Annotated in this window: 15 protein-coding genes; 14 read left to right on the top strand and 1 reads right to left on the bottom strand. The window is 71.4% G+C overall.

Annotated elements, in window-relative coordinates; translation table 11 throughout:
• From ABT160_RS29265 to ABT160_RS29210, 12 genes are all read left to right on the top strand, one after another.
• Positions 1-198: a hypothetical protein gene (locus ABT160_RS29265; protein WP_351650875.1), complete on the top strand. Its 198-nt coding sequence runs from the start codon at positions 1-3 to the stop codon at positions 196-198.
• Between the two features lie 167 nt (positions 199-365).
• Entirely contained in the window at positions 366-566 is a 201-nt protein-coding gene (locus ABT160_RS29260) for a hypothetical protein (RefSeq protein WP_351650874.1), read from the top strand.
• 87 nt (positions 567-653) lie between these two features.
• A complete protein-coding gene (locus ABT160_RS29255; protein WP_351650873.1) occupies positions 654-902 on the top strand; it encodes a hypothetical protein in 249 nt (82 codons plus the stop codon).
• Positions 903-1267: 365 nt separating this feature from the next.
• Positions 1268-2482, top strand: a complete 1215-nt coding sequence (gene hemA, locus ABT160_RS29250) for a 5-aminolevulinate synthase (protein WP_351650872.1) — start codon at positions 1268-1270, stop codon at positions 2480-2482.
• A 125-nt stretch (positions 2483-2607) separates the two neighbouring features.
• The gene (locus ABT160_RS29245; protein WP_351650871.1) at positions 2608-3450 is read left to right on the top strand and encodes a TauD/TfdA dioxygenase family protein; all 843 of its coding nucleotides are present in this window, start codon (positions 2608-2610) and stop codon (positions 3448-3450) included.
• The gene (locus ABT160_RS29240) at positions 3450-4406 is read left to right on the top strand and encodes a 3-oxoacyl-ACP synthase III family protein (protein WP_351650870.1); all 957 of its coding nucleotides are present in this window, start codon (positions 3450-3452) and stop codon (positions 4404-4406) included. Before ABT160_RS29245 ends, ABT160_RS29240 begins: the two co-directional genes overlap by 1 nt.
• Positions 4403-5608 (top strand): ATP-grasp domain-containing protein, encoded by a 1206-nt coding sequence (locus ABT160_RS29235; RefSeq protein WP_351650869.1) that lies wholly within the window; start codon positions 4403-4405, stop codon positions 5606-5608. The genes ABT160_RS29240 and ABT160_RS29235 overlap by 4 nt, the downstream gene beginning before the upstream one ends.
• Positions 5605-7560: a phenylacetate--CoA ligase family protein gene (locus tag ABT160_RS29230; RefSeq protein WP_351650868.1), complete on the top strand. Its 1956-nt coding sequence runs from the start codon at positions 5605-5607 to the stop codon at positions 7558-7560. Before ABT160_RS29235 ends, ABT160_RS29230 begins: the two co-directional genes overlap by 4 nt.
• On the top strand, positions 7560-10667 hold the full coding sequence (locus tag ABT160_RS29225) for a S41 family peptidase (RefSeq protein WP_351650867.1): 3108 nt from the start codon (positions 7560-7562) through the stop codon (positions 10665-10667). Before ABT160_RS29230 ends, ABT160_RS29225 begins: the two co-directional genes overlap by 1 nt.
• Positions 10668-10756: 89 nt before the next feature.
• Positions 10757-12028 (top strand): MFS transporter, encoded by a 1272-nt coding sequence (locus tag ABT160_RS29220; RefSeq protein ID WP_351650866.1) that lies wholly within the window; start codon positions 10757-10759, stop codon positions 12026-12028.
• A 124-nt stretch (positions 12029-12152) separates the two neighbouring features.
• Positions 12153-12641 carry a GNAT family N-acetyltransferase gene (locus ABT160_RS29215; RefSeq protein WP_351650865.1) on the top strand — a complete coding sequence of 163 codons (489 nt, stop codon included), beginning with the start codon at positions 12153-12155 and terminating at the stop codon, positions 12639-12641.
• Between the two features lie 135 nt (positions 12642-12776).
• The gene (locus ABT160_RS29210) at positions 12777-13496 is read left to right on the top strand and encodes a hypothetical protein (protein WP_502984321.1); all 720 of its coding nucleotides are present in this window, start codon (positions 12777-12779) and stop codon (positions 13494-13496) included.
• A 16-nt stretch (positions 13497-13512) separates the two neighbouring features.
• Here ABT160_RS29210 and ABT160_RS29205 read toward each other — a convergent pair whose 3' ends face one another.
• Positions 13513-13860 carry an STAS domain-containing protein gene (locus ABT160_RS29205; protein WP_351650864.1) on the bottom strand — a complete coding sequence of 116 codons (348 nt, stop codon included), beginning with the start codon at positions 13858-13860 and terminating at the stop codon, positions 13513-13515.
• Between the two features lie 304 nt (positions 13861-14164).
• On the opposite strand from ABT160_RS29205, the gene ABT160_RS29200 reads away from it, so the two are divergent.
• On the top strand, positions 14165-14413 hold the full coding sequence (locus ABT160_RS29200) for a hypothetical protein (RefSeq protein ID WP_351650863.1): 249 nt from the start codon (positions 14165-14167) through the stop codon (positions 14411-14413).
• 108 nt (positions 14414-14521) lie between these two features.
• Positions 14522-21121, top strand: coding sequence for a DUF7927 domain-containing protein (locus ABT160_RS29195; RefSeq protein ID WP_351650862.1), 6600 nt, complete (start codon positions 14522-14524; stop codon positions 21119-21121).
• The last annotated feature ends 69 nt before the right edge of the window (positions 21122-21190 follow it).

Raw genomic sequence — 21190 nt, 5'->3', positions numbered from 1 at the left:
ATGATCAACAACTTCGTCGTCGCAGCCGCCGTCGTCCGCAGGACCGCCGCCGTCGCCGTCACGGTGCTGGCCGCCGGACTGCTGGCCCTCGGCGCGCAGGGAACGGCCTCGGCCGCCCCGGTGAAGGGTGGTACGCAGGTGGTGGTGACCCCGCTCACCAACGACTGGGGGCTGCCGAAGCCGGTCCCGGGCAACTGACGCCGCAGGGGGAGCGCCGCGCGGCACGCACCGCGCGGAGCCCGCACACCGCGGCGGTCGTCGTAGGAGTCGTAGGAGCAGTCGCGGCAGCGGTCGTGGCAACCACACCGCAGCAGCAGTCGCAGCAGCAGCCGTAGCAACGTCGTAGCAACAAGGAGAAGAAGCCCGTGGCCGCCGACGACCTCCCGACCACCCGCCCGTCCTCGACCGTCCGGCTCGCGGCCCTGACCGCGCTCCTGACCGTGGCCGAGGTGGTGCTGGTCAACAGCGAACTCGACGCCGGCGTCCGCTACGGTCTCGGTGCGGCGCTCCTGGCCGCCCTGGCGGCCTCGACGTTCGGACTCAGCCGCTCCCTGCGGGGGCGCTGACCGAAACCCCACTGGGCCGGTGGCCGTCACGCCCTCTACTCTCACGCGGTCGCCAGCCGCGCACACCCCACGAGGAGGCCCCCCACCATGCCCATGGAGCACCCCGTCCGCATCGACGGTCCGCCGACCGCCGCGCCGGAACTGGCGGCGATCCGGCTGATCGCGTTACTCCCGCAGGGCTGGAAGGCCGATCTCATCGGCTGTTCCGGCCCGACCGCGGCGATCATCCTCACGGTGCCCGACGGCATGGAGCCGTCCGGAGTGAACGCCACCGTGGACGAGATACTGTCCCACTCCGCCCTGCGGGGCTGGACCCGCGCACCGCGGACGACCTGACGTACGTGACACGACCTTCGTGACACGACGTACCTGAACTGACGTACCTGAACTGGCGTACGTGACACGACGTACGTGAACTGACACCACGCCCTCGACCCGACGGGCCCCCACGCGGCCCGGAGTGCGGCACACGCCGTACCTCCGTGGCCCGTACCCTCCCGATGCCCCGACGTCCGGCCCGCGGCCTCCCGCCGCCGCCGACGCACGGCCCAGGTGACCGAACCCTGCGCCCGGCATCCGGCGCGCCCCCGAACGGCGCGTCCCTCCGCACCACTTCACCGCATCACTTCACTTCACCTCACCTCTCGCCCTCGTGCGCCTTCGCACTGCCCTTTCCACACACAGATATGGGGTTTCCCGCAATGACCGTCCTGGCGAACGAGACGCAGGGATCGCTCCTGCTCGACCAGTTCCGGCTCAAGCTCGACGAGTTGAAGACGAACGGCCTCTACCGCGAGTTCGTCGCCGGCGCCCACCGGGCCGACGACCGGGGCCAGACGCAGTACGGCGACCGGCGGCTGCAGGTCTGGTGCAGCAACGACTACCTCGGCCTGAGCCAGAACCCCGAGGTCATCCTTGCCCAGATCGACTCCACCTTCCGGCACGGCACCGGCAACGGCGGCTCCCGCAACATCGCCGGCACCAGCGTCAGCCACGTGGAGCTGGAGACCCGGCTCGCCGCCTGGCACGGCATGGAGCGGGCGCTCGTCTTCTCCAGCGGCTACGTCGCGAACTTCGAGACGCTCAGCACCATGATCGCGGCGCACCCGGACACCGTGGTCTTCTCGGACTCCCTCAACCACCGCTCCCTGATCGAGGGCATCGTCCGCACCGGCTGCCGCAAGCACGTCTTCCCGCACAACGACGTGGCCGCGCTCGAAGAGGCGCTCGCCCAGTACCCGCTGGAGCAGCCGAAGCTCATCGTCTTCGAGACGGTGTACTCGATGGACGGGGACACCTCCCCGGTCAGCGCCTTCTTCGACCTGGCCGAGCGCTACAACGCGCTGACCTTCGTGGACGAGACGCACGCCATCGGCGTACGCGGCCCGGCCGGCGCCGGACTCTGCGCCGAACTCGGCGACCACCGCGCCACCTTCATCCAGGGCGTGTTCGGCAAGGCGATCGGCACCGTCGGCGGCTACGTGGCGGGACCCGACACCGCGCTGGACTACGTACGTTCCTTCGCCCCCGGCTTCATCTTCACCACCGCCCTGCCGCAGGCCAGCGTCGACGCCACCCTCAAGGGCCTCGACCTGGTGCAGCGCGACGGCGAGCTGCGCCTCGCCCTGGACGCGGGCACCCGCTACCTCAAGCAGGCGCTGCGCGCGGCCCGCATCGACTTCCTCGACGCGGACAGCCACCTCGTGCCCGTCATGGTGCCCGGCGGCGACTTCGTACGCCGGGTGGCCCGGCGGCTCCTGGACGAGTACGGCATCTACGTCCAGCCCATCAACTTCCCGTCCGTGCCCAAGGGCGGCGAGCGCTTCCGGGTCACCTGCCCGCCGTACCGCACCCGGGACCAGATCGACGCCTTCGTCCAGGCGCTGACCGTCTGCCTGGCCGACGACTTCCAGTGACGGCCCCGGCCGTCGTCCCCACCCGGAACCACCCGGAACCGTCCGGAACCACCCGGCACCGTCCGGGACCACTCAGCAGCACCTTCCACCCGAGTCCCACCCGAGTCCCACCCAAGGAGAAAGCAGTGCAGTTCACCGACATCATCCCGTCCATCGGCTCCGAGCTGGTCGGCGCGACCTACGACGACCTGATCCGTCCCGAGGTGTTCGAGCAGCTCGTACGCAACGTGCACGAGCGCCAGCTCGTGGTGGTACGCGCCGTGGAACTGACGCCCACTCAGCAGATCGACCTGGCGCGGCGGATGGGCCGCCCGGTGCCGTTCGTGATCAGCAAGTACCGCCACCCCGACCACGAGGAGCTCATGATCTCCTCCAACGAGGTGCGCAACGACAAGCCGATCGGCGTGGCCCGGGTGGGCAACTTCTGGCACCAGGACTCCACCTTCGTGTCCGACCCCGCCCCGTTCACCATGCTGCACGGCGTCAACGTGCCCAGCACCAGCGGCCACACCCTGTTCGCCAGCGCCGAGAGCGTCTACCAGCGCCTGCCGCAGGAGTGGCAGCGCAAGCTCGCCGACGCGATCGGCGTGCACACCGTCTCCAAGCGGCTGCGCATCCGCCCCGAGCACGTCGGCCTGTCCGCCGCCGAGTTCAAGGCGCAGGCCGAGGTCGAGCACCCGCCGGTCAAGCATCCGATGATCCGCTTCGACGAGGTCACCGGACGCCCGTACCTGTACGGCTCGCGCGAGTACATGGAGGGCGTGGTCGGCTTCGACCACAACGAGAACGAGGAGTTCTTCCGCCTCGTCGACGACCTCATCACCGACCCCGCGCACGTCTACACCCACCGCTGGACCACCAACGACCTGCTGGTGTGGAAGACGAAGACGACCTACCACGCGGCCACCGACGTGGAGCCCGGCGTCAACCGCACCGTGCACCGGGTCAGCATCGAAACGGCCGAGTAGTGGGCGGGATAGTCGACTTCGACGTGACCTTCCCGGTGTCGACGATCCGCGTGGACGACGTGCACGCCTCCTCGGGCGTGCCCGTCACCGACATCCTGCGGATCACCCACACCAAGGAGTTCCCGGCGCTCGGCGAGGACGAGCGCGCCTGGGAACTGGCGCTGCGGGCGGCCACCACCGTCCTGCGCCGTACGCCGGTGCCGACGGCCGACATCCGCAAGGTGATCTACGCGGGATCGGGGGAGTGGGACCGCCCGTTCTGGTCCCCCGCCGCGAAGATCGCCCACGAACTGGGCATCGACCGGGCCCACTGCTTCGAGGTCGCCAACTTCTGCAACGCGGGCACCACCGCGCTGCAGGTGGCCCTCAAGGGCATCGGCCCGGGCGAGCACGCCCTCGTCCTCATCGGTGACCGCCTCAGCAAGATGGTCGACCACACCGACCCGGGGTCGAAGGACCTGTTCAACTTCGGGGACGCGTCGGCGGCGCTGCTGCTGGCCGCCGACGCCCCCTGGATGTTCCGGCTGCTGCACTCCGCGATGCGGACGGACGGCAGCTGGGCCGACTACTACGCCGGCCACCTGGAGGAGCGCGGGGTGACGATCCGCCGCGAGGAGCGCCGCAAGGGCCTCTCCGAGGCGTACGTCACCCACTTCACCGCCCTCCTGGACGAGACCCTGACCGCGATCGGCCGGACCGTCGACGACATCGCGTTCTTCCTGATCAACCACGGTGACCAGCGCATGCACAGGAAGCTCCTGGACACCATCGGACTGCCCGCCGAGCGCAGCGTCTTCAACTACGACCGCCTCGCCCACATGGGAGGCGCGGACACCTTCATCGCCCTGCGCGACCTGGTGGACGAGGAGCGGCTGCGCACGGGGGACCTGGTCGTGCTGGCGACCAGCGCGATGGGGTTCAGCTGGGGCATCACGGCCTTGGAGTTCCACGGATGAAGATCCTCGTACTGCACCAGGTTCCCTACCGCAAGATCGACTACGACCGCGGCATCGACCACGAGCTGCACGACGTCACCTACGTCGGCCAGCCGCACCGGATGGCCGACGTACCGGACGGACTGCGCTGCCGCCGCCTCGTCCTGGACGAGGGCGAGCCCTTCCTGGACGGCATCCTCGCCCGCACCTCCCGCGAGGACGGCTACGACAAGGTCCTGTCCCTGTCGGAGTTCGCGATGATGGAGGCCTGGCACGTGCGGCGGCACCTGGGCCTGCCGGGACCGGACCTGCTCCAGGTCGAGCAGGTCCGGGACAAGGTCGCCATGAAGGCGGCCCTGGCCGGCTCCACGATCCGCCACCCGCGCTTCGTCGCCGCGCCGCCCTCCTGCGGTCCGCTCCCCTGGAGCGGGCGCACCGTCCTCAAGCCCCGCCAGGGAGCCTCCAGCGAGGGCGTCGGCGTGTACGACACCGCCCGCGAGGCCCTCTCCGCCTACCGCCGCCTGGCGGACCCCAGGGACTTCCAGCTGGAGGAGTACGTCGACGGGGAGATCCTGCACGCCGACGGACTGGTCAGCGACGGCGAGCTGGTCCACCTCGTGGTCAGCCGCTACATCACCAAGCCGGTCGACTTCGTGGCGGGCAGCCCGCTCGGCTCCTACCAACTCCCGCACAGCGACGCGCACTTCGCTTTCGCCGCCCGGGTGGTCGAGGAGCTCGGCATCGCCGAGGGCTGCCTGCACCTGGAGATGTTCGAGACCGGCGGGGGCGAACTGGTCTTCCTGGAGGTCGCCAACCGGGTCGGCGGCGCGGGCGTCATCACCGCCCACGAGCGGCACACCGGCGTCCACCTGCCCACCCACGAGATCGCCATCCGGCTCGGGTTGCCCCGGCCGGAGCCCGAGAAGGCCACCGGGCGCCACCACGCCTGGCTGGTCTTCCCCGGGCACCACCTCCCGGCGGGCACCACGGTCCGGGTCACCGTCCCCGACCACCTGGCCGACCACCCCTGCGTGGACCGCCTGCACCGCCTGGCGCCCGACCAGCCGCTGCCCGACCACGTCACCTACCAGGAGTGGCTGGTCCCCGCGTTCATCGAGGCCTCCCACGAGGACCCCGAGGTGCTGGCCGACTTCCTGCGCGAGTGCGCCCGCACCATCACCGTCGTACCCACCAGCCCCGCCGAGCCGAGGAACGCCGCATGAGGTACTACCCCACCGACCTGCTCCTGGCGGTCGAGGACGCCGAACGGCGCCTGGCCGACCCGGAGTCGGACCTGGCCCGGCTCCTCGCCCGGGACGGACTGACCGCGCTCGGCGGCCTGTTCGCCTCCAGCACGCTCACCGACGGCCTCGACCGGCTGCTCGGCGGCCTCAACCAGTACCCGTGGCAGCCGGTCGTCGACACCGACGACGTCTACCTGCTCACCCCCGTCGGCACGGTCGCCCTGGACGACCACCGCCCCGGCAACACGCTGCGCGGCCTGCTCCTGGCCTGGGCCGCCGGCAACGACGTGGTCGTACGCACCGGGCGGGCCGCCTTCTGGACCGCCCTGGGCGAGCAGCTGCGCCACCCCGGCCACCCGCTCCCGCGGCTCTTCGTCCTCGCCACCGACGCCGAACTCCCGTCCGGGGCACGACCGGTGACCGTACCCGACGTCGTACCCCTGGTGTCCGCGGCCGACGGCGCGGAGCCCCGGCCCGACCTGGACGCCGTCCTCGCCGCCCCCGGCCCCGCCCCGCGCGACCCCGACACCATCGCCCTGCGCCTGTCGCACCAGGACCCCGCCGCGCTCGTCGCCACCCTCACCGGCGAGGACTGCCGCGCCCCCTGGGCCGCCCGGCTGCTCCTGCGCGAGCACCTGCTCGGCACCACCCTCGCCGCCGCCCGCAGCGCCGACGCCGACCAGCAGGACGCCCGCATCGGCGCCCGGCTGCGCTACCTCACCGGCCAGGCCCGCCGCACCGCGCACTACCGCGACCTGCCGCCCGTGCACACGCTCGACGACCTCACCCGCCTGCCCGTCCTGGACAAGGCCGCCCTCGAAGCCAACTCCCTGCCCGGCAGCCGGGGCCTGTCCAGCGACCGCCCCGCCACCGGCGAGGTGCTGCGCAGCGGTGCCAGCACCGGCGCGGCCCGCTACATCGTCTACTCCCGCACCGACTGGGAGAACATGATCAGCGAGGCCATCCCGCTCTTCCGCACCCTGGGCCTGGAGAACGGCGACCGGCTCATCAACACCCTGTACGGCGGCGGCCTCTACGGCGGTCTGAGCACCACCCTGTGCGAGCTGTCCCGGATGCCCGTGGAGTGCTACTCCACCGCCCAGGCCGTCACCGTCGACACCCTGCTCATGCTCTGCGACAGCTTCGGCGCCAACGCCCTGCTCGGGCTGCCCGTGCTGATCATGCCGCTGCTGCGCGAGGCCAAGGAGCGCCGCCCCGACCTGCGCCTGGAGAAGGTCATCTACGGCGGCACGCCCATGACCGAGGCCGACAAGCGGTGGCTGCGCAGCGAACTCGGCGCCCGCGTGGTCACCAGCATCCTCGCCGCCAACGACGGCGCCCAACTGGGTTACCAGTGCGCGGAGATGGGCGGCACCCTGCACCACGTCTGCCCCGACTACAACCTGATCGAGGTCGTCGACGAGGACCTGCGCCCCGTCCCGGCGGGCGAGAGCGGCGAGCTGCTCATCACCAGCCTGCAGAAGTTCGAGGGCCCCCTCATCCGCTACCGCATCGGCGACGTCGGCCGCGTCTACCAGCACGACTGCGCCTGCGGCGTCTCCGGACCCGTCCTGGAGTACCTGGGCCGCGCCGACGGACAGATCAAGGTCAAGGGCGCCACCGTCACCCACGGCGAGATGCTCGCGGCCCTGGAGGCCTTCCGCGCCTCCCAGCTCCAGATCGAGATCCTCTCCCAGGACAGCAAGGAGGTCGTCGTCGCCCGCGTCGAGTCGCCGCTCGACCTCGACCCGGCCGAGGTGAAGGACTTCCTGGTCCGCGAGTTCAAGACGCTCGGCCAGGACCACCTCTTCGACGCCTCGCTCGACGTCTTCGAGCTGGTCGTGGAGTGCCTGCCCGAGGGCGGCCTCGCCCGCAACGCCACCAGCGGCAAGATCAAGCCGGTCATCGACCGCCGAGTGACGGCCGCCTGATGGACACCGCCCGCCCCGCCCCCTACCTCTTCCAGCCGCACCTCGCGCACGACCTGCTGGCCTTCGTCGCCGACGACGACGTCTGGCTGGCCCCGCTGGGCGAGGCGGCCACCGACGGCGCCGTCGCGCGCCGCGCCACCGCCGGCGACGCACCGGCCGCCCACCCGCGCCTGAGCCCCGACGCCCGGCAGCTGGCCTGGACGGCCGGACACGAGGTCCACACGGCCGCGGTGGACGGCGGCACCGCCCGGCGCCTCACCCACTGGGCCGACGCCGAGTGCGCCGTGCGCGGCTGGCTCTCGCCCACCGAGGTCCTCGCGCTGCGCTCCGCCCCCGGGCAGGGCCCCTGGCGCACCTGGGCCTGGGCGGTCCCGCTGGACGGCCCGGCACGCCGGCTGCCGTACGGACCGGTGCGCGACGTCCAGCGCACGGCGGACGGCGAACTGCTGCTCGGTACGCCGGTGTTCCGCGACCCGGCGTCCTGGAAGCGGTACGGCGGGGGCATGGGCGGCACGATCTGGCGCTCGTCCGGGGCGACGTACGAACGCGTGCTCGCCGAGGTCGGCGACCACCTGGTCGACCCGCTCCCGGTGGGCGACCGGATCGCCTTCCTCTCCGACCACGAGGGCACCGGCGCCCTGTACTCGGCCGCCCCCGACGGCTCCGGACCGCGCCGCCACACCCCGCTGGGCGGCCACTACGCCCGGCACGCCACCACGGACGGCACCCGGGTCGTCTACCAGAGCGGCGGTGACCTGTGGCTGCTGCCCGCGCTGGACGCCGAGCCGGTGCGGCTGCGCCTCACCCTGGGCGGCCAGCTCGCCGGACGGCAGCCCTTCACGGTCACCGCGGCCGAGGCCCCCGGCGACGTCGCCCTCGACGCCGACGGCCGTACAGTCACACTCGAAGTGCGCGGCACCGTACAGCAGTTGACCGCGAACGGCGCGGCCCGCACACTGCTCGACACCCCCGGCGTACGCCGCCGCCTGCCGGTGGCCGTGCCCGGCGGGGACGCCGTCCTCTGCGTCAGCGACGCCGAGGGCGAGGACGGCCTGGAGCTCACCGCCCCCGGCCCGCACGCCCCGCGCCGCTTCGCCACCGGCAAGCTCGGCCGGGTCACCTCCCTCGCCGTGTCCCCCGACGGCGCCGCCTGCGCGGTCGCCTCCGACGACGGGCGCCTGCTCGTGGTCGCCCTGGAGACCGGCGAGGTCACCGAAATCGCCCGCGCCACCCACCGCGAGGTGCGCGGCCCGGTCTTCTCCCCGGACTCCGGCCACCTGGCCTGGTCCCAGTTCCACCGCCCCACCGACGGCTCCACCCCGGCCCAGGGCTCCCACATCCGCCTGGCCCGGCTGTCCGACGGCCTGGTCACCGACGTCACCGCGCCGCGCTTCGACGACACCGACCCGGTCTTCACCCGGGACGGCAGGTACCTGGCCTTCCTCTCCAGCCGCACCTTCGACCCGGTCTACGACCAGCACGCCTTCGACCTGGGCTTCCTGCCCGGAGTCCGCCCCTACCTGGCCGTCCTCGCGGTCGGTACCCCCTCGCCGTTCGGCCCGTCGGCCGGCACCGGGACGGGCGCCGGCATCGACCTGGACGGCCTGGCCGACCGCGTCGTCGCGGTGCCGGTCGCCCCCGCGCTCCGTACCGCCCTGACGGCCGTCGCCGACGGCCTGGCCTGGCTGGCGCACCCGCTCACGGGCAACCTCGGAACGGCTCCCCGGGCCGAAACCACCCTGGAGCACTACGACCTGACGACCCGCCAGCATGCCGTCCTGGCCACTGGCGCCGAAGAGTACGCGGTCTCCGGCGACGGCACCCGCCTCGCCGTGCGCACCCCCGGCGGCCTGAGCACCAGGCCCGCCACGCCCACCGGAAGCCTCACGCCCCTGCCGCTCGACCAGGTACGGGTCACCGTCGACCCGGTCGCCGAGCGGCGGCAGATGCTCGCCGAGACCTGGCGGCTGGCCCGCGACGGCTTCTGGCGCGCCGACCTCGGCGGCACCGACTGGACCCGGCAGCGCGAGCGGTACGCGGCCCTGGCCGAGCGTGTCAGTACGTACGGCGAACTGGCTGACGTCCTCTGGGAGTTGCACGGCGAACTGGGTGCCTCCCACGCCTACGTCAAGCCGCCCGCCCCCCGCTTCCCGGCCGGGCCGGGGCTGCTCGGCGCCGACCTCTCGCCCGACGGCGAGGGCCACTGGCGCGTCGACCGCGTCGTGCCGGGGGAGACCTCGGCCCCCGGGGCCCGCTCCCCGCTGGCCGAACCCGGCGTGGATGCCCGCGCGGGCGACCGCGTCACCGCGGTCGACGGACAGCCGGTCGACCCGGTCCACGGCCCCGCCGCCGCCCTGTCCGGCAGGGCGGGCGAGCCGGTGGTGCTGACCCTGGACCGGGACGGCCGCCCCCACGACGTCACCGTGGTGCCCCTGCCCTCGGAGGCCGAACTGCGCCACCACGACCTGGTCCGCACCCGCCGGACCCGCGTCGCCGAGCGCTCCGGCGGACGCCTGGGCTACCTCCACCTGCCGGACATGATGTCCACGGGCTGGGCGGCCCTGCACCGCGACCTGAACGCCGAACTCGCCCACGACGGACTCCTCCTGGACCTTCGCGGCAACACCGGCGGGCACGTCTCCCCGCTGCTCCTGGAGATCCTCGGCCGCCGCACCATCGGCTGGGACGTCTCCCGCGGCAGCGGCCCGGCCGCCTACCCGCCGGGCGCGCCCCGGGGCCCGGTCGTCGTCCTCGCCGACGAACGCACCGGCTCCGACGCCGAGATGGCCGTCCACGCCCTGCGCCTGCACGGCACCGCCCGGATCGTCGGCACCCGCACCTGGGGCGGCGCGCTCGGCATGGACGACCCGGCGGTCCTCGTCGACGGCACCCGGGTCACCCAGCCACGGCACGCCTTCTGGTTCGAGGGCGTCGGCTGGGGCCTGGAGAACCGGGGCGTCGACCCCGACACCGAGGTCACCATCGCCCCGCACGACTGGGCCGAGGACCACGACCCGCAACTGGAAGCCGCCGTACGGGAGGCACTGGCCGCCCTGGAGCGGACCCGCCCGGCGACCCCGCCCGAACGCCCGGACCGTACGGCCTGAACGGGCCGGGGGCAGGCCGCCCCCGGACCCCCGCACTTCTCGCACACCCCGAACCCGGACCACACCACCCCCGAAAGAGGACGAACCCCATGACCACCACAGTGTCGGCACCCGAGCAGGAGACCCCTGCCGCCGCGAAGAGCCTCTGGCGCCACCGCGACTTCCTGCTCCTGTGGAGCGGCCAGACCGTCAGCGAGATCGGCTCCAACATCACCCAGATCACGCTCCCGCTCGTCGCGCTGCTCACCCTGAACGCCAGCACCTTCCAGGTCGGCCTGCTCACCGCCGCCACCACGCTGCCGTTCCTGCTCGTCGCGCTCCCCGCCGGACCGGTCGTCGACCGCGTCCTCAAGCGCCCCCTGATGCTCTGGTGCGACCTCGGCCGCATGGTGCTCGCCGCGTCCATCCCGATCGCCGCGGTGCTCGGCGTGCTCACCATGGTCCAGCTCTACGTCGTCGCCCTGGTGATGGGCGTGCTCTCGGTCTTCTTCGCCATCGCCTACCAGAGCTACCTGCCCTCGCTGGTCGAGAAGGACCAGTTGGTCGACGCCAACGGCAAGCTCGGCGCCACCCAGTCCTTCGCCCAGCTCACCGGCGCCAGCTTCGGCGGCGCGCTGGTGACCTTCCTCGGCGCGGCCCGTGCCCTGGCGGCCGACGCGGTGTCCTTCGGCGCCTCCGCGCTCACCCTGTTCCTGATCCGCACCCCCGAGCCCGCCCCGACCCGCTCCGGTGACAAGCGCAACCTGCGCGCCGAGATCGCCGAGGGCCTGCGCTTCGTCGTCGGCCACCCCGTCCTGCGCAAGCTCGTCGCCTCCACCGCGGTGTCCAACTTCTTCGGCACCATCGTGCTCAGCCTCCAGACCGTCTACCTGGTCCGCGAACTGCACGCCGAGCCCTGGGTGATCGGCCTGGTCATGGGCGGCTCCGCGATCGGCGGCCTGGCCGGCGGCCTGATCGCCAACTGGGTCGGCAAGAAGATCGGCACGGCCCGCATGATCTGGCTGCCCGCGCTGCTGCTCGGCTGGGCCGGCCTGCTGATCCCCGCCGCCCAGCCGGGCTGGTCGACGATCCTGGTCGCGGTCGGCATGACCATCCTGATGGTCATCTTCGTCCTCTACAACAGCTCCCAGGTCTCCTACCGCCAGAGCATCACCCCGCCGGAGCTGCTCGGCCGCATGAACGCCTCGGTCCGCTGGATCATGTGGGGCACCATGCCGCTCGGCGCCCTCGCGGGCGGTGCGCTCGGCACGTACTTCGGCGTCCGTCCGATGCTGACGGTCTCGGCCCTGGGCGACTGGCTCGCGGTCCTGTTCATCGTCTTCTCCCCGCTGCGCAAGCTGCGCGACGTGCCGAAGGACTGACCCCGACACGGGCCACGCACCACCCGCCCCGGGCCCCGGACCGCACTGGTCCGGGGCCCGGGGCCGTACCGGTCCGGGGTCCGGTTCACGCGCGCGCAACGTCCGCCCGGCAGAATCCGCGTACGTGAGGATCGAGAGAGTCGACTGGACGCACCCGCACGCCGCCGCCCTGCGCGCCCGCCAGCGGGCCGAGATCGCCGAGCGCTACGGCACCCCGGACAGCGAACCCGGCGTGCCCCCCTCGGCGGACGACATCGCCGCGTTCTTCGTGGCGTACGAGCCCGGCGGGACCGCCGTCGGCTGCGGCGGTCTGCGCCACCTCGGGAAGGAGGACGTCGACGGCGCCGCCGAGGAGGCCGGCGAGGTCAAGCGGATGTACGTCGAGCCGGCCTGGCGCGGCACCGGCGCCGCCCGGCTGGTCCTGAGCGCCCTGGAGGAGTGGGCGCTGGAGCAGGGCTGGACGCTCCTGCGCCTGGAGACCGGCGACGCCCAGCCCGACGCGGTCCGCTTCTACACGCGCTGCGGCTACGAGCCGGTACAGCCCTTCGGCGCGTACGTGGACGCGGAGCGGTCGCTGTGCTTCGCGCGGCGGCTGGGGCCCGGGCAACGGTGAGCCGGCGCCCCGCCGCCCGGGGACGCCGGTCGCGGGTCCCGCCCCTGGGCTCCCTCCCGCCCCTGGCCCCCTCCCGCCCCTGGGCTCCCTCCCGCCCCTGGATCCCCTCCCGAACCGTCCCCGTACGCTCGGCACATGTCCGAACACGCGCACGCCCCCGCACGGCAGGTCCCCGAACAGCCCGTCCCCGTACCGCCCTTGGGTTCCGTCGGCCCGGTGACGGCCGACGACCTCGCCGAGGGCGTCCGGCTCGTGGTGACGCTGGTGCGGCGGCCCGCCGCGCTCACCGCGGACTGGGACCGGCCCGCCGGCGACCTGGAGTGGAGCTGCTGGGACACGGCGGAGCACCTGGCCGACGACCTCTTCGCCTACGCAGCCCAACTGGGCCCACAGACGCCTCCGCCGGCCGGGGACGTGCCCTTCGTGCTGCGCCGTCATGCCCCCGGCAAACCGCTCAGCGTGGTCTTCGCCGACCGCGAGGCGGGTCCGGAGGGCATGGCGCAGGTCCTGGAGGCGTGCGGGGCGCTGCACGTGGCGATGGTGCGCACGGCGCCGCCCGGTGCGCGGGCGTACCACGGCCTCGGGACGGCCGACCCCGAGGGCTCGGCGGCCATGGGCCTGGTCGAACTCTTCGTCCACGCAAGGGACTTGGCGCTCGGAATCGGCCTCGACTGGGAGGCTCCCGGGGAGATCTGCGCCCGGGTCCTGGCGCGCCTCTTCCCCGCCGCGCCGACCGGCACCGACCCCTGGGCGACACTGCTGTGGGCGACGGGCCGGGGCGAACTGCCGGGCCGCGACCGGCTCACCCGGTGGCGGTGGTACAGCGCCCCGGCGGACGAGCGGGACGTGCCATAGGTCGCCTTCGCCGTGGTCAGGCCACCGTGGACTCCGCGTCACCGCCGAACTCGAAGACGTCCAGCGTCCCGGTGATGTCCAGCATCCTGTGCAACAGGTCGGGGACGTGGGTGAGGACCACGCGCCGCAGGCGCCGGGTCGCCAGGAAGTGGTTGAGGAGCGAGGAGTCGCAGAAGAGGAGGCCGCCCAGCTCGAAGACGATGGGGCCCTCCTGTATGCCCAGGCCCCGGGCCGTGGCGGCGGTGACGTCGGAGAGGTCGAAGTGGGTGAAGCGGCCGCGAAGTTCGATCAGCCACGCGTTCTCTAATCGATGCGACGCGACGACGACGGAAGGAAGCATCAGGAGCCCCGGCCTTCTCTTCATGGCCATCGTGAGCGCCCAGCATATGCCGGTGTGCTGAGCCAACATTCCCGTAGGAGGCGGCCGAGCTGGGAGGACCTCCCGCGTGTTCCTCCGAACCGGTGATGGCGGAGAGGGGTGTACGGCGAGTGGACGTTCGACGAACGGTTTCGCCTCCAACCCCCCTCGAAGACGACAGCCCGCGACGTGATCGATAGGGTGTTCGCAACGCGTCGTACCCGTGGCGCGCGGTGTGCCGGGAAGTCTGGTCGGCGGTCGCAGGGGCGTGCGCGCCCTCCCGCCGGTACAGGACGACGAGGTGCAGAACGTGGAAGAGCAGAGCCCCCTGACGCCCCGCCAGGTCTCCCGTCGGCTGCTGTGGTCCCTGATCGCCTGGTGGGGCGCCCTCAGCCTGGTGTTCTGGCTGCTCGACTTCGCCCGGGACCACTCGGCCTCCCTGCTCGCGTGCGCCGGTTCCGCCGCCCTGCTGGTCGCGCTCGGTGAGATCGGGGACGGCGTGCGCCGATGGCACAAGCGGCGGCGCGGGGTGCGAACCGCCGCGCGTCCGGGTGGGTGACGCGGCAGACGGGTGGAATCGTACGGAAATGATCTTCGGCTCCGCGGTCGGGGTGACGGGCGATGTGACGCTCAGTCATGACCGATTAGTACGACAATGCGGAGAATCATGGCAGCCCCTCCACCGGCCCGCTCCAGGCGGGCCTGGCGCGTCCTGCTGACGCAGGTCCTCAGCACCACGCTCACCGTGCCCGCCCTGCTGATGACCACGGCGACACCCGCCGCCGCCGCGTCCTGGACCGTGGAGGGCGAGCGCGACCCCTCCACCTTCGACTGCGACCACCTCTACTACTCGAACTTCCGCTCCGGAATGCAGTTCCGCAACGGTGCGAACGGTGACGCGGTCATCCAGAACGAGGTGATCACCAAGCGCAATCCACCGGCGGCGGGGCCGCCGGACTACTGGTCCACCAGCATGGCGATGGGCATGGACCCCGACACCGGGCGCCCGGCCGCGTTCTACGCCAACTACACCACCGCGAGCCTCAAGCTCTACAAGCACGTCTCCGGCACCAACACGGTCACCGACGAGATCGCGGGCGGTGAGCAGCGCAACCTCCCGGCCGGCACCAACTGGGGCGGCCTCACCATGGACCCCACCCGGGGCCTGCTCTACGGCGCGCAGAACGGCAGCACGCCGAAGATCTTCCAGATGGACCTGAAGACCGGCGCCACCAAGATCTGGGAGCGCCCCGCCACCCTCAAGCCCGTCCCCGCCAACGACGCCACCTTCAACAGCGGCACGCTCGTGCCCGACCTGTTCGTGGACGACAAGGGCGGTGTCTACTTCGGCATCCAGAACAGCGGCACGCACGTGTACCGGCTCGACCCGGGGACCGGGACGGTCGAGAAGTCGGTCACCGTCACGGGCCCGGCCGACAACGGCTTCAACAACTACGGCATGGCCTGGCACAACGGGGCGATCTACATGGGCCGCTACGACGGCTACGTGTACAAGGTGGACCCGCGCACCGGTGCCTCCACCACGCTCGCCGGCGGGACCGCGCAGGGCAACCAGGCGGGCACCGTGCAGTCCGAGGGCGGCGGCACCTGGCCCATCACGGACCTGGCCAGCTGCGACATCGCGCCCAACCTGAACGCGAAGGTCGAGCTCAAGAAGACGGCGACCCCGGCGAACGCCAAGCCGGGCGAGAAGGTGACGTACCGCCTGGTCGTCAAGAACACCGGTACGGGACGGGCGACCGGCGTGAAGGTCGACGACGACCTCACCGACGTGGTGGACGACGCCACGTACGGCAATGACGCCCGCGCCACCTCCAGCGCCTCCGGGACCAGCCCTCCGGCGCCGACGTACGACGCGACGACGAAGAAGCTGTCGTGGACGGGCGACCTCGCCCCGGGCGAGACGGTGACCCTGACGTACACGGCCACCGTGAACAGCCCTCCGGGCGGCAACAAGGTGCTGCGCAACGCGGCCACCAGCGAGGACTCCAACTGCGAGCCGGGCTCCACCGACCCGGACTGCAAGACCGTGACCCCGGTCGCCACGCTGAAGATCAAGAAGTCGTCGACCCCGGGCGACCCGAAGCCGGGTGACACGGTGACGTACACCGTCACCTACACGAACGACGGCGAGGCGGACTGGAAGGGCGCGTCCATGGTGGACGACCTCACATCCGTCGTCGACGACGCGACGTACAACGCCGACGCCCGGGCGACCTCGTCGACGGGCGGCACGGTGCCCCGGCCGACGTACGACGCCGCCACGAAGAAGCTCAGCTGGACCGGCGACGTCGCCAAGGGCACGACGGTCACGATCACCTACACGGTACGGGTGAACAAGCCGCCGACCGGCGACCACCGGCTCTCCAACGCGGTCGTCGGCCCACCGGGCTCCAACTGCCCACCGGGCTCGACCGACCCGGACTGCACCAACGTGACGCCGCTGCCGAACCTGGAGATCAAGAAGGTCGCGGACAAGGCCAGTGCCAAGCCGGGCGAGAAGATCACGTACACGCTGACGGTGAAGAACACGGGCTCGGCGGACTACAAGGGCGCCAAGGTCGAGGACGACCTGACCGGTGTGCTGGATGACGCGCGGTTCAACGACGACGCCAGTCCTGCGACGGCCGTGTTCGACGCCGGGGCGAAGAAGCTGACGTGGACCGGTGACGTCGCGAAGGGCGCGACCGTCACGATCACGTACTCCGTGACCGTCAACAAGCTGCCGACGGGCGACAAGCAGCTGAAGAATGCGGTGACGGGTCCGGATGACTCCACGTGTGTGGACGACTGCGAGACGGTGACGCCGATCGCGGCTCTTGAGATCAAGAAGAGTTCTGCTCCGGCGAATGCCAAGCCGGGTGACAAGGTGACGTACACGATCACTGTGAAGAACACCGGTACGGCCGACTACGCGAACGCTCGTGTGGTCGACGACCTGGCGGGTGTGCTGGACGACGCGCGGTTCAACAATGACGCGAGTCCGGCGACTGCGGTGTTCGACGCTGCGTCGAAGAAGCTGACGTGGACGGGGACTGTCGCGAAGGGCGCGACGGTGACGATCACGTATTCCGTGACCGTCAACAAGCCGCCTACGGGTGACAAGCAGCTGAGGAACGCGGTGACGGGTCCGGATGACTCCACGTGCGCTGACGACTGTGAGACCGTCACGCCCGTTGCCGTCCTTGAGATCAAGAAGAGTTCTGCTCCGGCGAATGCCAAGCCCGGTGACAAGGTGACGTACACGATCACCGTGAAGAACACCGGCACGGCGGACTACAAGGGTGCCAAGGTTGAGGACGACCTGACCGGTGTGCTGGATGACGCGCGGTTCAACGACGACGCGAGTCCTGCGACTGCCGTGTTCGATGCCGGGGCGAAGAAGCTGACGTGGACCGGTGACGTCGCGAAGGGCGCGACGGTGACCATCACCTACTCGGTGACGGTGAACAAGCCGCCGACCGGTGACAAGCAGTTGAAGAACAAGGTGGTCGGTCCGGATGACTCCACCTGTGTCGACGACTGCGAGACCGTCACCCCGCTCGCCGCGCTTGAGATCAAGAAGGTCGCCGACAAGGCCAGCGCCAAGCCGGGCGAGAAGATCACGTACACGCTGACGGTGAAGAACACCGGCTCGGCCGACTACAAGGGCGCGAAGGTCGAGGACGACCTGACCGGCGTGTTGGACGACGCGCGGTTCAACAATGACGCGAGTCCGGCGACTGCGGTGTTCGACGCGGGGTCGAAGAAGCTGACGTGGACGGGGACTGTCGCGAAGGGTGCGACGGTGACGGTCACGTATTCCGTGACCGTCAACAAGCCGCCTACGGGTGACAAGCAGTTGAAGAACGCGGTGACGGGTCCGGATGATTCCACCTGTGCTGACGACTGCGAGACGGTGACGCCGATCGCGGCTCTTGAGATCAAGAAGAGCTCCGCTCCGGCCAATGCCAAGCCCGGTGACAAGGTGACGTACACGATCACTGTGAAGAACACCGGTACGGCCGACTACGCGAACGCTCGTGTGGTCGACGACCTGGCGGGTGTGCTGGACGACGCGCGGTTCAACAATGACGCGAGTCCTGCGGCTGCGGTGTTCGACGCTGCGTCGAAGAAGCTGACGTGGACGGGGAACGTCGCGAAGGGTGCGACGGTGACGATCACGTATTCGGTGACCGTCAGCAAGCCGCCCACCGGCGACAAGCAGTTGAAGAACAAGGTGGTCGGTCCGGATGACTCCACCTGTGTCGATGACTGCGAGACCGTCACCCCCATCTCCGGCCTGGAGATCAAGAAGGCCGCGGACAAGGCGAACGCCAAGCCCGGCGAGAAGATCACCTACACCCTGACGGTCAGGAACACCGGGACGACCGACTACGCCGGCGCGACCGTCGTGGACGACCTGACCGGTGTGCTGGACGACGCGACGTACAACGGCGACGCCAGCCCGGCGACCGCCGTGTTCGACGCCGCCACGAAGAAGCTCACGTGGACCGGGGACGTCGTGAAGGGCCAGACCGTCACGATCACGTACTCCGTGACCGTCAACAAGCCGGTGACGGGTGACAAGCAGCTCAAGAACGCGGTCACCGGTCCGGACGACTCCACCTGCGTCGACGATTGCGAGACCGTCACGCCCGTCGCCGCCCTTGAGATCAGGAAGGTCGCCAGCAAGACGACCGTACGACCTGGTGACAAGGTGACGTACACGATCACCGTCAGGAACACCGGCCGCGCCGTCTACCGGGGCGCCACGGTCGAGGACGACCTCTCCGGGCTCCTCGACGACGCCCGCTTCAACTCCGACCAGCAGCCCGCCTCCGCCGTCTTCGACGCGTCCGCGAAGAAGCTGACCTGGAAGGGCGACGTGCCCGCCGGGCAGACCGTCACGATCACGTACTCCGTGACCGTCAACAAGCCGCCCGCGGGCGACAAGGTGCTGCGCAACGCCGTCACCGGGCCCGATGACTCCACCTGCGTCGACGACTGCGCGACCGTCACCCCCGTCACGGACCTGCGGATCAAGAAGACCGCGGCCCCCCAGGACCCGAAGAACGGCGACACCGTCACGTACACCGTCACCGTCGAGAACACCGGCGGCCTGGCGCTCAAGGACGTGACCGTCACCGACGACCTCCGCGACGTCCTCGACGACTCCACCTGGGACGACACGGCCCGCGCTGACCTCGGTGGCACCGACTTCGACGCCGCCGGGCCGACGCTCACCTGGACCGGTGACCTCGCCGTCGGGGCCAAGGCCACCATCACCTACACCGTGACCGTCACCGGCCAGGGCAACAAGCGCCTGGGCAACCTGGTGGTCGGGCCCGAGGACTCCAACTGCCCGCCGGGCTCCGACGACCCCGACTGTCGTACGGTCCTGCCCAAGCCCTCGCTCGAGATCAAGAAGACCGCCGCGCCGGCCGGTGCCGTCGGCCCGGGCGACACGGTCACCTACACCCTCACCGTCCGCAACGAGAGCACGGAGGCCGACTACAAGGGCGCCCGTGTGGTCGACGACCTGGCGGGGGTGCTGGACGACGCGGTGTTCAACAACGACCAGCGGCCCGCCTCCGTCGTCTTCGATCCCGTCTCCAAGAAGCTGACGTGGACCGGTGACGTTGCCAAGGGCCAGACCGTCACGATCACGTACTCCGTGACCGTCAGCAAGCCGCCCACGGGCGACCGGGTCCTGCGCAACGCGGTGGTCGGACCGACCGACTCCACCTGCCCGCCGGACTCCAACGACCCGTCCTGCAGCGAGACGACCCCCATCCGTACCTTCCGGGTCGAGAAGACCTCCGACCCCGTGCCCGGAACCCGGGTCGAGCAGGGCGACAAGATCAGCTACACGGTGACCGTCACCAACACGGGCACCGCACCCTACGACGACGTGGAGCTCGTCGACGACATCTCCGAGGTCCTCGACGACGCCCAGTGGAACGACGACGCCACCGCCACCGCCGGGACGATCCGCCGCGAGGGCGAGACCGTCAGGTGGAACGGCCCGCTGCCCGTCGGCGGCACGGTGACCCTGCGCTACACCGTCACCGTGGGAGCCGCCGACCCGTCCGAGGACGCGGCCAACGGCGACCTCTACAACCGGGTGACCAGCCCCACCCCCGGCGGCAACTGCGTCACCGGCAGGGAGGACGGCTGCCACACCGAGCAGCCCATCACCCCGCAGGCCCAGGACGCGCTCGACGTCACCAAGAAGGCGACCCCGGCCAGGGTCGCCCCGGGCGGCAGGGTGACCTTCACGCTCACCGCCCGCAACCCCTCCGCCCAGCCGATGAGCAGCTCGGTCCTGATCACCGACGACCTCACCGGGGTCCTCGACGACGCGCGCTACGACGGCGACGCCCGCGCCACGTCCGGCACCGTCCGCTACGCGCGGCCGAAGCTGGACTGGCAGGTCAGGCTCCCCGCCCGGGGCACGGCCACCCTCACCTACACGGTGACGGTGTACGACCCGCCGCGCGGCGACCAGGTCCTGCGCAACGCGGCGACCGGCCCGGGCACCACCTGCGAGGTCAGGCCCGAGGAATGCGAGACGGTCACCCCCGTACGGTCCCTCGTGCTCGCCAAGACCTCGTCCCGGAAGACGGTCAAGCCGGGTGACGCGGTCGTCTACACCCTGACCGTCACCAACACCGGCAAGGCCCCCTACACCCCGGCCACCGTCACCGACGACCTGACCCGGGTCCTGGCCGACGCCCGCTACAACAGGGACGTACGCGCCACCTCGGGGACGGCCCGCGTCAGCGGCAACCGCCTGACCTGGACCGGCCCGCTCGCCCCCGGCGCGCGCGCGACCATCACGTACTCCGTGAAGGTCAACGCGAACGCCGCAGGCAAGCGCCTGGTCAACGCCGTCACCTCCACCGACCCGGGCGCGCGCTGCAAGGACCGGACGCCGCTGCCCTGTTCGATCGGCACCGAGGTCGTCGGCGGCAGGCTCGTGCTCCGCAAGACGGACGCCGGGACCGGACGTCCGCTGCGCGGCGCCGTGTTCGCCCTGCTGAAGGACGGCCGACGTGTCGGCGCCTCCTGCGCGACCGACCGGCGCGGCCTGTGCACCTTCGCGGGCCTGGCCGTCGGCACGTACCACCTCCGTGAGCTCGCGGTGCCCGAGGGCTACGTCCTCCCGCGCGGCCGCATCTTCGGCCCCTACCGGGTGACCGGGAAGACCACGGCGCTCGACGTCCGCCTCACCAACCGGAAGGGGGAGCCGAGGAAGAAGTAGCGACCGAGGGGTGCACGAGACGTGCACGTGCCGGTGCCCGGCCGTCCCGCGAGGGGCGGCCGGGCACCG

The organism is Streptomyces sp. NPDC001941, assembly GCF_040296945.1.
GTDB lineage: Bacteria > Actinomycetota > Actinomycetes > Streptomycetales > Streptomycetaceae > Streptomyces.
Note: the sequence above shows the minus strand (reverse complement) of the source record. Positions and strands in the feature narration are given on the sequence as shown.

Coding starts and splice junctions, on each gene's coding strand:
- ABT160_RS29205 (WP_351650864.1), bottom strand. CDS start 13,860: ATGAAGAGAAGGCCGGGGCTCCTGATGCTTCCTTCCGTCGTCGTCGCG.
- ABT160_RS29255 (WP_351650873.1), top strand. CDS start 654: ATGCCCATGGAGCACCCCGTCCGCATCGACGGTCCGCCGACCGCCGCG.
- hemA (WP_351650872.1), top strand. CDS start 1,268: ATGACCGTCCTGGCGAACGAGACGCAGGGATCGCTCCTGCTCGACCAG.
- ABT160_RS29230 (WP_351650868.1), top strand. CDS start 5,605: ATGAGGTACTACCCCACCGACCTGCTCCTGGCGGTCGAGGACGCCGAA.
- ABT160_RS29265 (WP_351650875.1), top strand. CDS start 1: ATGATCAACAACTTCGTCGTCGCAGCCGCCGTCGTCCGCAGGACCGCC.
- ABT160_RS29195 (WP_351650862.1), top strand. CDS start 14,522: ATGGCAGCCCCTCCACCGGCCCGCTCCAGGCGGGCCTGGCGCGTCCTG.
- ABT160_RS29225 (WP_351650867.1), top strand. CDS start 7,560: ATGGACACCGCCCGCCCCGCCCCCTACCTCTTCCAGCCGCACCTCGCG.
- ABT160_RS29210 (WP_502984321.1), top strand. CDS start 12,777: ATGTCCGAACACGCGCACGCCCCCGCACGGCAGGTCCCCGAACAGCCC.
- ABT160_RS29220 (WP_351650866.1), top strand. CDS start 10,757: ATGACCACCACAGTGTCGGCACCCGAGCAGGAGACCCCTGCCGCCGCG.
- ABT160_RS29235 (WP_351650869.1), top strand. CDS start 4,403: ATGAAGATCCTCGTACTGCACCAGGTTCCCTACCGCAAGATCGACTAC.